Annotated in this window: 14 protein-coding genes; 8 read left to right on the top strand and 6 right to left on the bottom strand. The window is 73.2% G+C overall.

Annotation, left to right across the window (positions count from 1 at the left end; genetic code table 11):
- A complete protein-coding gene (locus ACK1X7_RS41660; protein WP_385153552.1) occupies positions 1–1,575 on the bottom strand; it encodes an ABC transporter substrate-binding protein in 1,575 nt (524 codons plus the stop codon).
- Positions 1,576–1,679: 104 nt separating this feature from the next.
- Here ACK1X7_RS41660 and ACK1X7_RS41655 point away from each other — a divergent pair, with 104 nt between their 5' ends.
- The 3 genes from ACK1X7_RS41655 to ACK1X7_RS41645 all read left to right on the top strand — a co-directional run bounded on the left by ACK1X7_RS41655 (position 1,680) and on the right by ACK1X7_RS41645 (position 5,870).
- Entirely contained in the window at positions 1,680–3,956 is a 2,277-nt protein-coding gene (locus tag ACK1X7_RS41655; protein WP_413116485.1) for a four-carbon acid sugar kinase family protein, read from the top strand.
- The gene (pdxA, locus tag ACK1X7_RS41650; protein WP_390794083.1) at positions 3,953–5,008 is read left to right on the top strand and encodes a 4-hydroxythreonine-4-phosphate dehydrogenase PdxA; all 1,056 of its coding nucleotides are present in this window, start codon (positions 3,953–3,955) and stop codon (positions 5,006–5,008) included. Before ACK1X7_RS41655 ends, pdxA begins: the two co-directional genes overlap by 4 nt.
- Before the next feature lie 85 nt (positions 5,009–5,093).
- The gene (locus ACK1X7_RS41645) at positions 5,094–5,870 is read left to right on the top strand and encodes a DeoR/GlpR family DNA-binding transcription regulator (protein ID WP_413116484.1); all 777 of its coding nucleotides are present in this window, start codon (positions 5,094–5,096) and stop codon (positions 5,868–5,870) included.
- Between the two features lie 52 nt (positions 5,871–5,922).
- Here ACK1X7_RS41645 and ACK1X7_RS41640 read toward each other — a convergent pair whose 3' ends face one another.
- Positions 5,923–7,665, bottom strand: coding sequence for an ABC transporter ATP-binding protein (locus ACK1X7_RS41640; protein ID WP_385155667.1), 1,743 nt, complete (start codon positions 7,663–7,665; stop codon positions 5,923–5,925).
- Positions 7,662–9,419, bottom strand: a complete 1,758-nt coding sequence (locus tag ACK1X7_RS41635) for an ABC transporter ATP-binding protein (RefSeq protein ID WP_413116483.1) — start codon at positions 9,417–9,419, stop codon at positions 7,662–7,664. Before ACK1X7_RS41635 ends, ACK1X7_RS41640 begins: the two co-directional genes overlap by 4 nt.
- Positions 9,420–9,991: 572 nt before the next feature.
- On the opposite strand from ACK1X7_RS41635, the gene ACK1X7_RS41630 reads away from it, so the two are divergent.
- Positions 9,992–10,960: an alpha/beta hydrolase gene (locus ACK1X7_RS41630; protein ID WP_390794080.1), complete on the top strand. Its 969-nt coding sequence runs from the start codon at positions 9,992–9,994 to the stop codon at positions 10,958–10,960.
- A gap of 16 nt (positions 10,961–10,976) precedes the next feature.
- On the opposite strand, the gene ACK1X7_RS41625 is transcribed toward ACK1X7_RS41630, so the two are convergent.
- Entirely contained in the window at positions 10,977–11,570 is a 594-nt protein-coding gene (locus ACK1X7_RS41625) for an HhH-GPD-type base excision DNA repair protein (protein ID WP_413116482.1), read from the bottom strand.
- A 162-nt stretch (positions 11,571–11,732) separates the two neighbouring features.
- Between ACK1X7_RS41625 and ACK1X7_RS41620 the strand changes: the two genes are divergently transcribed.
- Complete coding sequence (locus tag ACK1X7_RS41620; RefSeq protein WP_385155655.1) at positions 11,733–12,518, top strand: SigB/SigF/SigG family RNA polymerase sigma factor; 786 nt, start codon at positions 11,733–11,735, stop codon at positions 12,516–12,518.
- A gap of 40 nt (positions 12,519–12,558) precedes the next feature.
- A complete protein-coding gene (locus tag ACK1X7_RS41615) occupies positions 12,559–13,227 on the top strand; it encodes a dienelactone hydrolase family protein (protein WP_382952066.1) in 669 nt (222 codons plus the stop codon).
- 63 nt (positions 13,228–13,290) lie between these two features.
- Here ACK1X7_RS41615 and ACK1X7_RS41610 read toward each other — a convergent pair whose 3' ends face one another.
- Positions 13,291–14,364, bottom strand: coding sequence for an ATP-dependent DNA ligase (locus ACK1X7_RS41610; protein ID WP_385150089.1), 1,074 nt, complete (start codon positions 14,362–14,364; stop codon positions 13,291–13,293).
- 78 nt (positions 14,365–14,442) lie between these two features.
- Here ACK1X7_RS41610 and ligD point away from each other — a divergent pair, with 78 nt between their 5' ends.
- The gene (gene ligD / locus ACK1X7_RS41605) at positions 14,443–15,447 is read left to right on the top strand and encodes a non-homologous end-joining DNA ligase (RefSeq protein WP_385150092.1); all 1,005 of its coding nucleotides are present in this window, start codon (positions 14,443–14,445) and stop codon (positions 15,445–15,447) included.
- 54 nt (positions 15,448–15,501) lie between these two features.
- Positions 15,502–16,497 carry a GlxA family transcriptional regulator gene (locus ACK1X7_RS41600; protein ID WP_413116481.1) on the top strand — a complete coding sequence of 332 codons (996 nt, stop codon included), beginning with the start codon at positions 15,502–15,504 and terminating at the stop codon, positions 16,495–16,497.
- Here the strand turns inward: ACK1X7_RS41600 and ACK1X7_RS41595 are convergent.
- Complete coding sequence (locus ACK1X7_RS41595) at positions 16,494–17,621, bottom strand: asparaginase (protein ID WP_413116480.1); 1,128 nt, start codon at positions 17,619–17,621, stop codon at positions 16,494–16,496. The two genes, ACK1X7_RS41600 and ACK1X7_RS41595, sit on opposite strands and share 4 nt — an antisense overlap.
- Between the last annotated feature and the right edge of the window lie 9 nt (positions 17,622–17,630).

The raw sequence follows: 17,630 nt of genomic DNA, 5'->3' as shown, positions 1-17,630 counted from the left end.
TCAGCCCTCCAGACGCACGGCGGCGAGATCGTAGGAGTTGAGCTGGAGAAGGCGCACATCGCGCACCCGGGTGCGGCGGGCCAGCACCACATCGGGGACGAAGGCCCACAGGCAGGGGCGGGTGTCCCAGATCTGCCGCTGGACGGCGGCGAGCTTGGTGTTCCGCGTCTTCTCATCGGTTTCGGCGGAGGCGTCGGCCAGCCGGGCGGCGATCCGCGGAAAGACATAGCCCTGGTAGGTGTCCCGGGTCCGCTCCTTCTCCGCGGTGCCGCCGTACATGCCCTGGAGGCTGGTGGAGGCGTGGCCGGTGGGAACGGAGAAGCCGTTGCCGAGGACGTCCCAGTCGCCCCGGCGGCCCTGCCGCCACTGCTGGATGTCGCCGCCCGGTTCGAACTGCTGGAGGGTGGCGCGGACACCGACCGCGCGCAGCATCTCCAGCACGGCCTCCATCACCGAGGTGTCCGCGGGGAACTCGCCGGACTCCCAGATGATCTTCACCTTGAGATCGCTCGCGCCCAGCGCGGCGAGGCGCTTACGGGCCTGGCCGGGGTCATGGACGTAACGGCCGGTGCGCACCGAGCCCTTGAGGGCGAGCGGGATGACGCCCTCGGCCTGCTGGGCGGAGCCGGTGAGCACATCGCGCACCAGGGCCTCGCCGTCGATGGCGTAGCTGAGCGCCTCGCGCACCCGGGCGTCGGCCAGCGGATGTCCGCGCGGTTTGCGGAAGTTGAAGAAGAGCTGATTGACCCGGGTGCCCGAGGTGCGGTCCAGACGCACCCCCGGCAGCCCCTTGAGCTGCTCGGCGGAGTCGGGGGTGATGGTGTCGATGACATCCAGCTCACCGCTGCGCACGGCGACGACCCGGCTGGACTCCTCGGGGACGAAGCGCACCCGCACCCGGTCCACGGTGGGGCGCCGCCCCCAGTACCGGGGGTTGGCGTCCAGGGTGTACTCACCGGTGCCGGAGTTGGCCGAGCTGACCACGTACGGGCCGGAGCCCACCCCGCCGGACAGCTCCTCGGGCCGGTTCCGCGCGGCGGGGCTGATCAGGATGTTGGCCATCAACTGGTCGAGGATGGGCACCGGGCGCTTGGTGTGCAGCCGGAAGGTGCGCTCGTCGACCGGCTCGACGGTGGGCATCTCGGGGAAGAGGCCGACGATGAACGAGCCGTTGACGCCCGCGTACATCCTGAGCGCGGTCGAGACGTCCTTGACGGTGACCGGCGTTCCGTCGGAGTAGCGGGCTCCTTGGCGCAGCCGCACCGTCCAGGCGGTGGGCCCGGTCATCTCGAAGCGGTCGGCGAGTACGAGTTCGGGCCGGAGCCCCTTGCCGATCCGGGTCAGCGCCTGGCGCACCGCGCGCTGCACCGTGACCGCCGCGTCGAACTGGTTCAGCTTGTTGTCCAGGCTGACCAGCGAGCGGTTCAGCCCGAGGCTGATGGCGCCGGGCCCGGGGGCACCGGTGGGGCCCGCGCACCCGGTCAGCGGGGCGAGGGCGATACCTGCTGAGGCGCCTGCTCCGAGGCGCAGCACGGACCGGCGGCTGAGGGCCGGACCGAAGGGGATACGGGTCATCGTTGACCTCTCGGCGTTCCTGAGGCGAGCGACCGGATCGCTCGACCCGCTCGGCGCCCGGATGACGGCCGTACGGGTCAAAGTGTCGCGGCGGTCACCGTGACATGGCTGCGCGCTTTACGCAATACTCCTCGCGCACTTCGCGCAACGTATGCCATCATCGGCACCACGGAGCCGATGTCCACGCCATCGGATCGCTCCGTCCGTCAGGGTCATTCGAGGAGGTGCCGGTGGACATGACACCCAACCGGAGGCTATTGGCCATCGCGGATGACCTGTCGGGCGCCGCGGAGGTGGCGGCCGCCCTTTGCTCGCGCACAACGCGCAGCCGGGTCGTGCTTGTGGGGAGGCCCGGGGTGGTGAGCGGGGGTGGGGTGAGCGTCCTGGACCCCCGCCATCCCGGCGAGGCGACCGTCCTGGACCTCGACTCCCGCTACCGGCCCGCCACAGAGGCGGCCGAGGCGGTCCGCGACGCGCTACGGCTGTCCTCGCCGGACGGGGACACGGGCGGGGAGGCCGACGGGGAAACCCTCGTACTGAAGAAGATCGACTCGCTGCTGCGGGGCAATGTCGCCGCCGAGATCGCCGCGCTCGCCGAGGGCGGGGCGGGTGTGGTGCTCGCGCCCGCACTGCCGATCGCCGGGCGCGTGGTGCGCTCGGGGGTGGTCCACATCGGCGGGGTGGCGCTGCATGAGGGCGACGCATGGCGCGCCGAAACCGTGCCTCCGCCCGCTTCGGTGTCCCAGGCACTCGGCGGCCTGCCGACCGCGCTGATCCCGCTGACGACCGTACGGGCGTCCCCGCCTGCCCTGTCGGCCGCGCTGCGTGCGGCCGTGGCGGCGGGACGGGTGGCGATCTGCGACGCGGAGACGGACGCCGATCTCGACGCGGTGGTCAAGGCATCGCTCGCCGAGGGCCCCCGGATACGCCTGGTCGGCTCAGGCGGCCTGGCCGTGGCCCTGGGCCGCCACCTGACGACCGCCCCTCCTGCCACGACGACTCCGACCGCCACCCGGGCCACCGCGGCGTCGGCGACTCCGACCGCCACGGCCCCGGCCACCTCCGCGGAGACGGGTCCGACCGCCCCCGACCCCACCGGGGCTCCGGCCCTCACCGTCCCGGCTACCACCACCGCCACCACGGCTCCGTCCCCGGACACGGCCACTGCGCCCCCGGCCGGCCCCGCCACCACCAAGCCCACCACGGGTCCGGCTGTCACCGACCTCACCGGGACTCCGGCCACCACCGACCCCACCGGGTCTCCGGCCGCCGACACCGCCAACCCGACCGCGGCTACGCCCGCCACCACAAGCCCGGCCGACAGCGGCCCCATCATGGCTCCGGCCGCCGACACCGCCGGCCCGGCCCCGGCCACCCCCGCCACCACAAGCCCGGCCGACAACGCCCCCATCACGGCTCCGGGCGCCGCCAACGCCCCGGCCATCACCACACCGGCAGGGACAACCGCGTCGACGGCCGGACCCACGGTGCTCTCGGCGAACGCCGGCGCCGCCCCCACCACCACACCGGCTCCGGGCGCCGCCGTCACCACTGCGCCCCAGTCCGGCCCCGCCACCACACCGGCGGCGGCCGCCGACTCGTCGGCGGCCGGAACCGCGGCGCCCTCGGCGGGCACCGGCCGACCCGTGCTGGTCGTCGTCGGCACGGCCGAGCCCGCGGCCGCCGAACAGATACGGCGTCTGGTCGAGGACGGGGCCACCCACCACCAACTCCCGCTCGCGGGGCTGCTGTCGGACGGTCCCCCGCCGCGGCTGCCCCCGCTGACCGCCCCGGTCACGGTCGTCTCGCTCGCCACCTCGCCCAGCCCCTCGCCGGTGGCCCCCGGCCCGGCGCCGACAACCGACCGCGCGGTGCCCGTCCCGTCCCCCCGCGCGGAGCACGATGCCGTCGCACCCGCCGACGTGCCCGGCCCGCCACCTATCCCAGCGCCCGGCTCCCGGCCCGCCACCCCGCCACCATCCGGCGGCGGGGCCGACCACGCGGGGCCGGGCGGAAGCCCGAGCGCGGGCCCCGCCGACGACGCGGGCGCGCGACCCGGGCCCGGGTCCGGGTCCATGTCCGTGTCCGGTCGGCGGCTGGTGTTCGGGCTCGCTCGCGTCATCCGCGACGCCGTCGCCGCGCATCACGGCGCCGTCGACCTCGTGCTGACCGGCGGCGAGACGGCACGCCGGGTGCTGGATGCCCTGGCCGTGGCCGAGCTCGATCCGGTCGGCCAGGTGCACCACGGGGCCGTTCATCTCTCGACTCCCGACGGGCGGTCCGTCGTGACCCGACCGGGCAGCTTCGGCGATCCCGACTCCCTGCGCCACATCGTTCAGGCGCTGCGCCCCCACCCGATGGAACGGAAGGTCACCTCATGAACTCCTCCACCAACCTCGCCCCCACCGGGGCCGCTGGTGCGGACGCCGATTCCGCCCCGCTTCCGCTCATCGCGGTCACCATGGGCGACGGCGCCGGCATCGGACCCGAGGTGATCGTCCCCGCGCTGCTCGACCCGGACACCCTGCGGCGTTGCCGTCCGGTGGTCATCGGGGACGCGGAGCGGCTGCGGCAAGCGGCCCGGCTGCGCGATATCGCGTGCGAGGTCGTCACCGTGGACGCGCCCGCCGACGCGGCGTTCACCCCGGGCCGGATCAACGTCGTCGACCTCGGGCTGCTCCCCGCCGAGCTGCCCTGGGGCACGCTCTCACCGCTGGCCGGGGACGCGGCCTACCAGTACGTACGGACCGCCGCCGAACTCGCCCTGAACGGTGAGGTGCAGGGCATCTGCACCGCGCCGCTCAACAAGGAGGCGCTGCACGCGGGCGGCCATGTCTTCCCCGGCCACACCGAATTGCTGGCCCAGCTCACCGGCGTCGAGGAGGTGTCGATGATGCTGGCCACCCCCACGGTGAAGGTCATTCACGTCACCACCCACATCGGACTCATCGACGCGGTACGGAAGATCGAGCCGGGTCTGGTCGAGCGCACCGTGCGCCGCGGCCATGAGGCGATGGTCCGCGCCGGGACCCCCGAACCGGTGATCGGGGTGTGCGGGATCAATCCGCACGCCGGGGAGAACGGACTGTTCGGCTACGGCGAGGAGGAGGAGAAGATCGTGCCCGCGCTGGAGGTACTGCGCGCCGACGGCATCGACGCCCGCGGCCCGCTCCCCGCCGACACCGCCTTCTTCCTGGCCGGGCGAGGTGACTACGACCTGATCGTGGCGATGTACCACGACCAGGGGCACGGCCCGGTCAAGGTGCTGGGTCTGGAGGCCGGGGTCAACCTGACCGTCGGTCTGCCCGTCATCCGCACCTCCGTCGACCATGGCACCGCCTTCGACATCGCCGGTACGGGCACGGCCGACGCCGGTAGCATGATCGAGGCGCTGCGGCAGGCCGCCGAGATGGCTCCGTCCCCCGCCCACTGACGCCGGTCCCGCCCGCTGACGCCCAGCCCCTGCCCAGGAACGCGAGGCCGAGCCCACGTTGAGGAACGCGAGAGACGCGAGAGAGATGCCGGCGAACGGAGCGCGGGCCCGGCGCGACCAGATCGTCCACCTCGCCACGACCACGGGCCTGACCAGCGTGGAGGAGCTGTCCCGCACCTTCGGCGTCACCGCCTCCACCATCCGCCGCGACCTCGCCCAGCTCACCGCGGACGGGCGGCTGGCGCGGACATACGGCGGGGCGATGGCCCTGGTCGCCCACCCGGAGGCGTCGCTGCGCCAGCGCACCGGCGAGGCGTTCGAGGCCAAGCGGGCCATCGCGCGCTGGGCGGCGTCGACGATCCGCGCCGGGGAGACGGTGCTGCTCGACGCCGGTTCGACGGTCGGCGCGCTCGCCCATGAGCTGCGCACCGCCGAAGGGCTCACGTTGGCCACCACCGGGCTCACCGCACTTCAGGAGCTCGCCGATGTGGAGACCGTACGGGTGGAATGCCTCGGCGGTACGCTCCGGCCGCTGAGCCAGAGCTTCCTCGGCCCACTCGCCGAGGCGGCCCTGGAGCGCATGACCTTCGACCGGGTGTTCCTGGGCGCCGACGGGGTGACGGCCGAACACGGCATCTGCGAGGCGGATCTGAGCCAGACCCGGCTGAAGGAGCTGATGGCCCGCCGGGCGGACGCGGTGTACGTACTGGCGCACTCCGCGAAGATCGGCCGCCGCCCCTTCCACACCTGGGTGCGGCTGCCGCCCGGCTGGACGCTGGTGACGGACGACGGCGCCGACCCCCACGAGATCCGGGCGCTACGGGCCCAGGGGGTCGAGGTCACGGTCGTCGGGGGCGAGTGACCCTCGCCCCGCGACGCCCGCTGATCCACCATCCGGCAGTGGGCCGCACCCCTCACGTACGACCGTGCCATGACTCCCACAGCGCGGCATACGCACCCCCGCGCGCCACGAGCTCCTGGTGCGGGCCGAGTTCGCTGATCCGCCCGTCCTCCATCACCGCCACCCGGTCCGCGTCATGCGCGGTGTGCAGCCGGTGGGCGATCGCGATGACGGTACGCCCCTCGAGCAGGGCGGCGAGGGAGCGCTCCAGACGGCGGGCCGCGCGCGGATCGAGCAGCGAGGTGGCCTCGTCCAGCACCAGGGTGTGCGGATCGGCCAGCACCAGCCGGGCGAGGGACAGTTGCTGCACCCGGTCCGGCGCCAGGGCCGCGCCACCCGCCCCCACCCGTGCGTCCAGCCCCAGCTCAAGGGCCCACTCCCGGGCCCCGACCACGTCCAGCACCCGCTCCAGCTCGGCGTCGGCGGCCTCGGGCCCGGCGATGAGCAGATTCTCCCGGAGCGTTCCGGAGAAGACATACGTCTCCTGGGTCACCAGGGCCACCTGGCCCCGCAGCCGGTCCGGGGAGAGCGCGGTGAGCGGCACCCCGCCGACGGTCACCGAGCCGGTGCGCGGTGCGTGGATCCCGGCGAGCAGGCGGCCGAGGGTGGACTTGCCCGCGCCCGACGGCCCGACGACCGCCAGCCGCTCCCCCGGCTCGATCTCCAGGTCGATCCCGCGCAGCACATCCCGGCCGTCCCGGTAGGCGTAGCGCACCTCGCGCAGCGCCAGGCCCCGGTGCCGGGGCGCGGCCGCTGTGGGGGCGTCGGCTCCGGGATCGGGGGTGCGGTGGACGCCCCGCAGCCGGGCCAGTGAGGCGGCGCCGGCCTGGAGGTCGCCCAGGCAGTACAGCACCGTGTCGACCGGGCTCAGCAACTGCTGGACGTAGAGGGTGGCCGCGGTGACGGCGGCGAGCGAGACCATGCCGTGGAGCGCGAAGAGCCCGCCGACCACCAAGGTCGCGGCCACCGGCAGCAGATAGGCGGTGTCGATGACCGGCAGAAAGACCGTGAGCAGCCCGATCGTATGGCGCTCGGCCGCGTAGGACCCGGCGATGTCGCGGTCCGTGCGCTCCGCGCGCCGCCCGGCCAGGCCCAGCGCCTCGACGGTACGGGCCCCCTCGACGGTCTCGGTGAGGCCCTCGGTGATCCGCGCGTAGGACGCGCTCTGGCGCAGGAACGCCTCGCGCGACCGGCCGAAGAACCACCGGGCCGCGACCCACAGGACCGGCACCCCGACCAGGCAGGGGAGGGCCAGCAGCGGGCCCACCACGAACAGCGCGCCGAAGGTGACGGCGATGGTGACCAGGGCGGTCATGGTGGCGGGGACCGCGCGGCGCACACAGCCCGCGAGCACCTCCACGTCCCGGATGGTGCGGGTGACCAGATCGCCCGCGCCCGCCCGTTCGACGGTGGCGAGCGGCAGGGCGAGCACATCGCCGACGAACCGCTCGCGCAAGTCGGCCAGGACCTTCTCGCCCAGCCGCGCCGAGGCGTACGTCGCGGCATGGGTCAGCAGCGCCTGGACGATGACGAACGCGCAGATCAGCAGCGTCGTACGGGTGATGGCGCCGCCGCCGTCACGGGTGTCCTCCACCAGGTCGCCCAGCAGCCGGGGGCCCACCAGTCCGCAGCCCGCGGCGAGCGCGTACAGGACGAGCACGGCGGCGAGTTCGCGCGGGTGGCGCAGCGCCAGCCGCCGCGCGTAGGCGCGGGTGTCGCCGGCCGGGGCGACCGGCAGCGGGGTGTGGGTGCTCATGCCGACTCCTCCCGCGCCACGACGGACCGGTAGCGGACATCGGCGAGCAGATCGCCGTGCGAGCCCTGGGCGACGGCCTTCGCGCTCTGCACGTAGACGACATGGTCCGCCCGGTCGAGCACCACGGGGCTGGTGGTGAACACCAGCGTGGTCCGTCCTGCGCGCAGCTCGCTCACCCCGCGCGCGATACGGGCCTCGGTGTGGGCGTCGACGGCGCTGGTGGGCTCGACGAGGATCAGCACCTCCGGGTCGGCCATGAGCGCGCGCACCAGGCGCAGCCGCTGCTGCTGGCCGCCGGAGAAGTTGCGCCCGGACTCGGCGACGAGGTCGTCGAGCCCGTCCGGGAGCGCCTCGGCGATGTCCCGCGCACAGGCGGCGTCGACGGCCCGCTCCAGCTCCGTGTCGCTCCCCCGGCCACGCAGCTCCTCGCGGAGCGGACCGGCGAAGAGGCGGTCGTCGTTGTCGGCGACGAGGATGCGGCGGCGTATCCCGTCCGGGGGCAGATCGCCGAGCGGGGTGTCCCCGAGGGTGACGGTGGAGTCGGTGTAGCGGCCGAGCCGCGCGGCGAGGGCCGCGGTGTCGGCGGGGGACGCGCAGGCCACGGCGGTGAACCGGCCCGGTGCCACGATCAGCCCGGAGGCGGGATCGGCGAGCGGGGCGGGTCCGTCGTACGGAGCGGGCCCCTCGTACGGCCCCTCGTACGAGACGGGCCCCCGGTCCGGCCCCTCGTACGGAGCGGGTGCGGCAGCCCCCAGCGCGAACTCGGGCCGCAGCGCGAGAAACGCCGTGATACGGCGGGCGGCCACATGCCCCTGGGTCAGCCGCCCGGCCGCGTTGGTGAGCCGGCGCAGCGGATCGACCAGGAAGACGGCGTAGCCGTAGAAGGCGACGAGCTGTCCCGGGCCCATCCGCCCGCTCGCCACGTAGTGCGCGCCCAGCCAGACGACGACGGTGGTCAGCAGCCCCGGCAGCAGCACCTTGGCACCCTCCAGCAGCGCCTCCACCCGGGCCACCTCCACGCCCGCCGCGCGCACCCGCTGGGAGTCGGCGCGATAGCGGTCGGCGAAGACCTCCTCGCCGCCGATGCCGCGCAGCACCCGCAGCCCGCCGACGATGTCCACGGCGCGGCCGGTCAGCTCGGCCTGCTGTTCGCGCAGCCGCTGCTGGCGCCGGTGCAGCGGACGGATCAGCAGGGCCACCGTCCCCACCATGAGCGGCACCCCGAGCAGCACCACCAGGCCGAGCTGCCAGGAGGTGCCCAGCAGGATGGCCGCCACGACGGCGATGGCGACGATGGCACCGCTGCCCCGGGCGGTTTCGGCGAGCGCCTCCCCGAGACGGCCGATATCGGCCACTCCGGCATTCACGATCTCGCCTTTGGCCACCCGTTTCGGCAAGGTCGCCCCCAGCCGGGCGGCCTGGCGGGCGATGAGTTGTGCGGTGCGATAGGCGGCGCCCAGCCGAGTGGTGAGGGCGGCGCGGTCGCGCAGAATTCCGGCGGCGGCCTGAATCGTCCCAAGGGCCACCACCGCACCGCCCCACCACAGGAGTGCCCGCTGGTCACGGGCGATGATCCCGGCGTCGATGGCCTTGCCGACGGCGGCGGGCACCAGGGCCTGGGCCAGCACATGGACAATTCCATAGAGAGCGCCAAGGAATATGGCATTACGTTGATAAGCGGCAATCCATAACAGATAGGATATAGGTGAGCGATGGTCTGGATTTCCGGGATCCGGATCAGGAAAACGTCGCATGACGACGGCGATGCTAGCGACGCCGCTTCCGCCGGGCGGAGGAATTATCGCCCGCCTTCCCCGCCGCTCGCGCGTTCGGCGCCGAGTCCATGCGTACATCCCCGGGGACCGGGGCACCCGCCCCGGATACGACATGGCCACCCGCCGACGAGCTTTGGAGGACACCGTGGCACGGCAGACCGACCCGACCCTCATCCACCCGACGCAGCGAGATCCCGGGCCGCCGTCTCCGACCCCGTCGCCCGGTCCGGGCGGCCCCGAACCGGGTCCCGCACCGGGCCCCGTGCCCGGACCGCCCCCGGGGCCGCCGCCCGACCCGATTCCCACCCCTCCGCCCGAGCCGCCGCCGAACCCCACCCCCGGCCCCACACCGGGCCCGGCCCCCGATCCGGTGCCCAAGCCGCCTGGCCCCGACCCGGTTCCCGAGCCATCACCGGCCCCGGGCCCGATCAGGTGAGGCCGTCGCCGGGCCGCCCGGGCCCGACGGACGCCCGGGTGGCGTAACAGCGGTGGGTGCCGCGGCGGCCGAGGTGAGATCGTCGGACGGAATCGGACCGGAAAAGGAGAAGCAGATGTCCATCACCGCTCCGGCCCGCCCCGTCCTCGAACCCGCCGCCGCGGCGTTCGCCGAGGCCACCGCCAAACCGCCGTATCCGTACCAGATGACGCCCGCGGAGGGCCGTCGCACGCTCGACGAGGTGCAGTCCGGCGAGGTGCCCAAACCGGAGGTGGACGAGGAGTGGATCAGCGTCGGCGGCATCCCGGCGGGCGGCGTCAAGGCGCGGATCGTCCGCCCTCCGAAGGCCGTCGGCACCCTTCCGGTGATTCTCTACATCCATGGCGCGGGCTGGGTGTTCGGCAACGCCCACACCCATGACCGGCTGGTCCGGGAGCTGGCGGTCCGAGTGGGCGCCGCGGTCGTCTTCCCCGAGTACGACCTCTCCCCCGAGGCCCACTACCCGGTGGCGCTGGAGCAGAGCTACGCCGTGGGCCAGTGGATCGTGACCCATGGCGAGGGGGCCGGGCTCGACGCCTCCCGGATCGCGGTGGCCGGGGACTCGGTGGGCGGCAACATGGCCATCGCCCTCACCCTGCTCGCCAAGGAGCGCGGCGATCTGTCGCTGGTGCGGCAGGTGCTCTTCTACCCGGTGACCAACGCCGCCTTCGACACCGGCTCCTACGAGGCGTTCGCCGAGGGCTACTTCCTCACCCGTGAGGCGATGAAGTGGTTCTGGGACCAGTACACGACCGACCCGGCGCACCGCTCCGAGATCACCGCATCCCCGCTGCGCGCCACCCCCGACCAGCTCACCGGGCTGCCGCCCGCCCTCGTCATCACCGGCGAGGCGGATGTGCTGCGCGACGAGGGCGAGGCGTACGCGGCCAAGCTGCGGGCGGCCGGGGTGCCGGTCACCGCCCTGCGGATGCAGGGGATCATCCATGACTTCCTGATGCTCGACGCGCTGCGCGACACACGGGCGGCGCGGGCCGCGCTCACCCTGGCCGTGGACACCCTGCGGGACGCGCTGGGCACCGCCTGAACACGAGCAGCCCCGCTCAGCCCGCGCCGCCCTTGGCCTGCTTGGCCTGCCGCTTGAGCTCCTGCTTATGGGCGCGGACCTTGTCCAGCGACTCGGGCCCGGTGATGTCGGCCACCGAGCGATACGCGCCCTCCTCGCCGTAGGCCCCGGCGGCCTCGCGCCAGCCCTTGGGCCGCACCCCGAGCCGCTTGCCCAGCAGCGCGAGGAAGATCTGCGCCTTCTGCTTGCCGAAACCGGGCAGTTCGTTCAGCCGCCGGAGCAGTTCCGCACCGGAGGAGACATCGCACCACATGGCGGTCGGATCGCCGTCGTAGTGCTCGGCCAGATACCCGCACAACTGCTGGATGCGCCCGGCCATCGAGCCCGGGTAGCGATGCACGGCGGGCTTCTCCGACAGCAGCGCGGCGAACCGCTCGGGGTCGTGGGCGGCGATCTCCCGGGCGTCCAGCCGGTCCCTGCCCAGACGCCCCGCGATGGTGTACGGACCGGAGAACGCCCACTCCATGGGCACCTGCTGATCGAGCAGCATCCCGATCATCAGGGCCAGTGGGTCACGCTCGAGCAGGGCGTCCGCCTCGGGTTGCTGGGCGAGACGAAGGCGTGTGTTCATCCCCTGGCCTTACCCCGCCACCATCGGAACGAACCAGATGAAACACCCATACCACCCAAAGGCGTGCACACCATCACCAATTTGGTCGAATTGCGAGGTGTTGGGGCGCATGCGAATCTGGTGGCGAACCGCCGTGACATCGGAACACGGAGGCGAGTGACCATGTCAGCAACCGCGACTCGCCAACGACGCCATGACGACACTCCCGACACCGGCGGTGCCTTCCTGCGTCTGTCCCGGCTCCCGTCCGGACCTGAACGCGACGCGCTGCGCGAGGCGATCATCTGCGCCTGGCTGCCCGTCGCCAAACGCCTGGCGCTGCGCTTCCGCAACAAGGGCGAGAACATGGAGGACCTCACCCAGGTCGCCTCGCTGGCCCTGGTGAAGGCCGTCGACCGCTACAACCCCGACCTCGGGCATGCCTTCCCCTCCTATGCGATACCCGTCATCACCGGTGAGCTCAAGCGCCACTTCCGCGACTATCTGTGGACGCTGCACATCCCCCGCAACATCCAGGAGGTCCGCTCCCGTACCCGCTCCGCCCGCGACGCGCTGGAGCAGGAGCTCGGCGGGCGCGCCCCCACCATCCATGAGATCTGCCTGCGCACCGGTATGGCCCAGGAGGACGTGAAGGCGGGCCTGGAGGCCAGCGCCTCCTGCACTCCGCTCTCCCTCAACGCCGCGGTCCAGGGCGCCGAGGAGCGGCTGCTCGCCGAGACGGTGGGCGCGGACGACGCCGCGATCGAACGCGTCGTCAACCGCGAGGCGCTGCGGGTGCTGATCGCCGAACTGTCGGAGCAGGACCGCTACGTGCTGTATCTGCGGTTCTTCGCCGGGCTTTCGCAGAGTCAGATCGGCGAGATCCTGGGCTTCTCGCAGATGCACATATCCCGCAGGCTCTCCCGGCTCTACAGCGAGCTGCGGCAAGGGCTCATGGCCTACGCCTAGCCGCAAGCCCAGCCCCGCAACCCCCGGCAGGAGGTGGCCGATGCGCTCCGAGACCGCCCGTATCGCCGCGGACGACGCCATGCTCGTGGGCGATCTGGCCCTTCCCGACCAGCCCATCGGCGTCGTCGCGTTCGCCCACGGCAGCGGTAGCTCCCGGCACAGCCCGCGCAATCGCGCGGTGGCCCGGGTGCTACAGGACGCCGATCTGGCCACCCTGCTCTTCGATCTGCTCACCGATGCCGAGGAGCGGGTGGACGCGATCACCGCCGAACTGCGCTTCGACATCCCGCTGCTGGGCCGCCGGCTGGTGGCCGCGGTCAACTGGCTCGGCGACCATCCGGCCACCTCGGCACTGCCGGTGGGGCTGTTCGGCGCCAGTACGGGAGCGGCGGCGGCGCTGACGGCCGCCGCGGAGCGGCCGGAGCGGGCGGCGGCCGTGGTCTCCCGCGGCGGCCGGCCCGATCTCGCGGGCGGTGCGCTGAACCGGGTGCGGGCGCCGGTGCTGCTGATCGTGGGCGGTGACGACCACGAGGTGCTGCGGCTCAACCAGCAGGCGGCCGCCATGCTCGTGGCCCCGCACGAGATCCATGTGGTGCCCGGCGCGAGCCATTTGTTCGAGGAGCCGGGAACGCTGGAGGAGGCCGCCGAGGTGGCGCGTGACTGGTTCGTACGGATGGCCAGGCACCCGGCCCGGGGCGGCAAGCGGTGACGCACGACGGCGCCGCAGCCGGCGGACGACGCATCGCGACACTTCCCGCGGAGCGCTTGGCGGCTACGGCCCTGGGGCGGACCCCAGCACCTGGCGCAGGTCGTAGGAGACCGGCTCCTCGAGCTGTTCGTAGGTGCACTGCCCGGGCTCCCGGTCCGGCCGCCAGCGCCGGAAGCGGGCGGTGTGCCGGAAGCGGCCGCTCTGCATATGGTCGTAGGCCACCTCGCACACCCGCTCCGGGCGCAGCGGCAGCCACGACAGATCCTTGACCCCGGTCCAGCGGCTGGGCGCACCCGGCATCCGGCCCTTGGCATGGGCCTCCTCGCGCGCCCAGTCGGCCCAGGGATGGCCTTCGACGGTCTCCATGGCCAGTGGTTCCAGCTCGGCCAGCAGCTCCTGGCGGCGGCGCGCGGTGAAGGCGGCGCTGACGCCCACGTGCTGGAGCCGGCCGGTGGCGTCGTACAGGCCGAGCAGCAGCGAGCCCACGCCCTGGCCGGACTTGTGGACGCGGTACCCGGCCACCACACAGTCGGCGGTGCGCTCGTGCTTGACCTTGATCATCACCCGCTCGCCGGGGCGATAGCGCAGGTCGGGGCTTTTGGCCACAACGCCGTCGAGCCCCGCCCCCTCGTAACTCTCGAACCACTGCCGGGCCACGTCGAGATCGTCGGTGCAGGGGGCGAGGTGCACCGGGTCCCGGGCGTCGCGCAGCGCCTCGGTCAGCGCCTCGCGGCGCTCGCTGAGCGGGGTGTCCAGCAGCGAGGCGTCGCCGAGGGCGAGGATGTCGAAGGCGACAAAGCCGGCGGGCGTGTTCTTCGCCAGCAGCCGCACCCGGGAGTCGGCGGGGTGGATCCGCTCCAGCAGGGCGTCGAAGTCCAGCCGTCCGCCGCGCACGATGACGATCTCGCCGTCCAGGACGCAGCGCGGCGGCAGGTTGGCAAGCAGCGCCTCGGCCAGTTCGGGGAAGTAGCGGGTGAGCGGCTTGGTGGTGCGGCTGCTGATCTCGATCTCGTCCCCGTCGCGGAAGACGATGGCCCGGAAGCCGTCCCATTTGCCCTCGTAACGCATCCCGGGCGGGATCGTGGCCACGGCCTTGGCCAGCATCGGCTCGACGGGAGGCATCACCGGAAGGTCCATGATGTCCGATTGTGCTCCCGTGGCGGGCCGCGCGCCCGCCGGGAGGCGGCCTCGGGCGGGCGGGCCTAGCGTGGCCGTATGGCAGAGTCGGTGGAGCTCACGGTCGGCGGTCGCACGGTGCGGGTGACCAACCCCGGGAAGGTGTACTTCCCGGAGCGCGGGTTCACCAAGCTGGACCTCGCCCGCTACTACCTGGCGGTCGGCGAGGGCGCGCTGCGGGCGCTGCGGGACCGGCCGACGACGCTGGAGCGCTATCCGGACGGGGTCGACGGGGAGTCGTTCTTCCAGAAGCGGGCCCCGAAGAACCTCCCGGAGTGGATTCCGACCGGCCGTATCGCCTTCCCCAGCGGTCGGCACGCGGACGAGATCTGTCCCACCGAGACGGCGGCCGTGGTGTGGGCGGCGAATCTGGGCAGCCTGACCTTCCATCCGTGGCCGGTGCGGCGCGGGGACACCGAACACCCCGATGAGCTGCGGATCGACCTCGACCCCCAGCCGGGCACCGACTACGAGGACGCGGTACGGGCCGCGCAGGAGCTGCGCGAGGTGCTGGACGGGCTGGGGCTGCGGGGGTGGCCCAAGACCTCGGGCGGCCGGGGGCTGCACGTCTTCGTCCCGATCGCGCCCGAGTGGACCTTCACCCAGGTTCGGCGGTCCGCGATCGCGATCGCGCGGGAGCTGGAGCGGCGGGCCCCGGAGCGGGTGACCACCAAGTGGTGGAAGGAGGAGCGCGGCAAGAAGATCTTCGTGGACTACAACCAGACCGCCCGGGACCGCACCATCGCCAGCGCCTACTCGGTACGCCCCCGCCCCCACGCCCCGGTCTCCGCGCCGCTGCGCTGGGAGGAGGTCCCCGACGCCCGGCCGCGCGACTTCGACCTGGCCACCATGCCGGTGCGCTACCGCGAGCTGGGCGATCTGCACGCGGACATGGACGAGCACGCCTTTCGCCTGGAGCCCGCGCTGGAGCTGGCCACGCGGGACGAGCGGGAGCACGGGCTCGGTGACCTCCCCTATCCGCCGGAGCATCCGAAGATGGCGGGCGAGCCGAAGCGGGTGCAGCCGAGCCGGGCCAAGAAGTGATGGGCCGGGCCAAGAAGTGATGGCCGGATCCTCGGCGGCTGCGAGAATCGCGCCATGTCCGTCTTCGCTCACCCCGGCCGCCATCGGGTGGCGGTGCTGGTGCGCCATGGGCTGCTGCCGTTCGAGCTGGGCATGGCGCACCGGCTGTTCGGCCGGGCCGTATCGGCCGCCGGTGAGCCGCTGTACGAGGTGGTGACCTGCGCGCCGGCCCCCGGTGAGGTGCGCACCGACTCCGACGTCACCATGCGGGTCGCGCATGGTCCGGAGGCGCTGGCCGAGGCCGACACCGTGCTCGTCCCGGCCGCCAACGAACCGGACGAGCCACAGACCGAGGGCCGCCTGGGCGCCCCGCTCACCGCCGCCCTCGCCCGGATCCGCCCCGGCGCCCGGATCGCCTCGATCTGCACGGGGGCGTTCGTGCTGGCGGCCGCGGGGCTGCTGGACGGGCGCCGGGCGACGACCCACTGGCAGGAGGCCGACCGGTTCCGGAAGCTGTTCCCGGCCGTCGCGCTCGACCCGGACGTGCTCTACGCGGACGAGGGCGAGGTGCTGACCTCGGCCGGGGACGCCGCCGGTATCGATCTGATCCTGCATATGATCCGGCGCGACCACGGCGCGGCGGTGGCGGGCGAGGTCGCCCGCGGCTCGGTGGTGGCCCCGCATCGCGACGGCGGCCAGGCGCAGTTCATCCGGCGGCCGGTGCCGGAGCAGCGCGGCGGCTCCACCGGCGCGGCCCGCGCCTGGGCGCTGACCCGGCTCGACCGTCCGCCGACCCTGCGGGAGCTGGCCGAGCGGGAGTCGATGAGCGTACGGACCTTCTCCCGGCGGTTCCGGGAAGAGGTGGGGATGACCCCGGTGCAGTGGCTGACCCAGCGGCGCCTCGAGCGCGCCCGGCAGTTGCTGGAGGAGACCGATCTGCCGGTGGACCGGATCGCGGCCGACGCGGGGTTCGGCACCGCCGCCTCGCTGCGGCAGCATCTGCACACCGCCCTCGGGGTGTCACCGAGCGCCTACCGCGCCACGTTCCGCGGCAGTGGCGCCGCACCCTAACGACGGGCCGTGAACTGGCCGGTGCCCAGGGTGTGGAACCACGTCTGGATCCGATGCTCGTTATGGGTGGTGGCGAGCGAGAGAAGCAGCAGCAGCCGGGCCTTCTGCGGGGTCAGGTCCTGGGCGCCGATGACCCCGTGGACACGGGGGTCGTAGACCGCGCCGGAGCCGGTGCGCGAGGCGGAGACCATGACCACCCCGTTCTTGACGGCGTCGTCCCGGGCCTCGGTCATGGCCGGGGAGAGGCCGCCCGCGCCGGTGCCCGCGGTGACGATCCCCTTCGCCCCGGCGTCGGCGAACGCCTTGATGGCCTGGGGTCCGGCGCCCTGGTAGCTGTAGGCGATGTCGACCTCGGGCAGTGGCCGCCGGGCGATCCGGTCGAGGTCGAACGGGGTCTTCCAGCCGGGCTTGCCGCACTGCTCGACCCGGGCCGGCGCACGGTTGACGCGGATGTGGTTCTGGTCGATGACGCCGAGTTCACCGCTGCTGCCGCTGCTGAACGCGTTCAGCCGCAGGGTGTCGGACTTGCGCACCTCGCGGGCGGCGTGGATCTGGTCGTTGAGCATCACCACGGTGCCGAAGCAGGTGGTGCGCCCGCTGGCGGCGAGGTGGATCGCGTTGTAGAGGTTGGCCGGGGCGTCGGAGCCGACCACCGTCCAGGGCCGCATGGAGCCGGTGAGCACCACGGGCTTGTCGCTGCGGACGGTCAGGTCCAGCCAGTACGCGAACTCCTCCATGGTGTCGGTGCCGGTGGTGACCACCACCCCGTCGTTGAACTTCAGGGCGTGGTCGACGGCGGCGGTGAGCCGGCGGTACTCGGGGATCGTGTAGTTGTTGGAGTCCTTGTTGCCGAACTGCTGGGTGGTCACATCGGCGATCCGGTTCACCTCGGGCCTGAGGTCGTTGACCAGCCGGGACACCCGGAGCTTGCCCGCCTCGTAGTCGTCGAAGGACACCTTGGACCTGCTGACGCCCGCGATGGTGCCTCCGGTGCCGATGACCGCGACCTTGGGGGTGGGCCTGGGGTGCGGCGGCTCCGCGGCACCGGCGAGGGAGGCCGTGGTCCCCAGGGCTACGGCCACCAGGGCGGTCACTACGGTGAAGCGGCGGGCGAGCTGAGCCATCGGGACGTC

It is taken from the genome of Streptomyces sp. CY-1 (assembly GCF_047218265.1).
GTDB classification, from domain to species: Bacteria; Actinomycetota; Actinomycetes; order Streptomycetales; family Streptomycetaceae; genus Streptomyces; species Streptomyces niphimycinicus.
The sequence above is the reverse complement of the archived record's forward strand: the minus strand, read 5'-3'. Positions and strand labels throughout refer to the sequence as shown.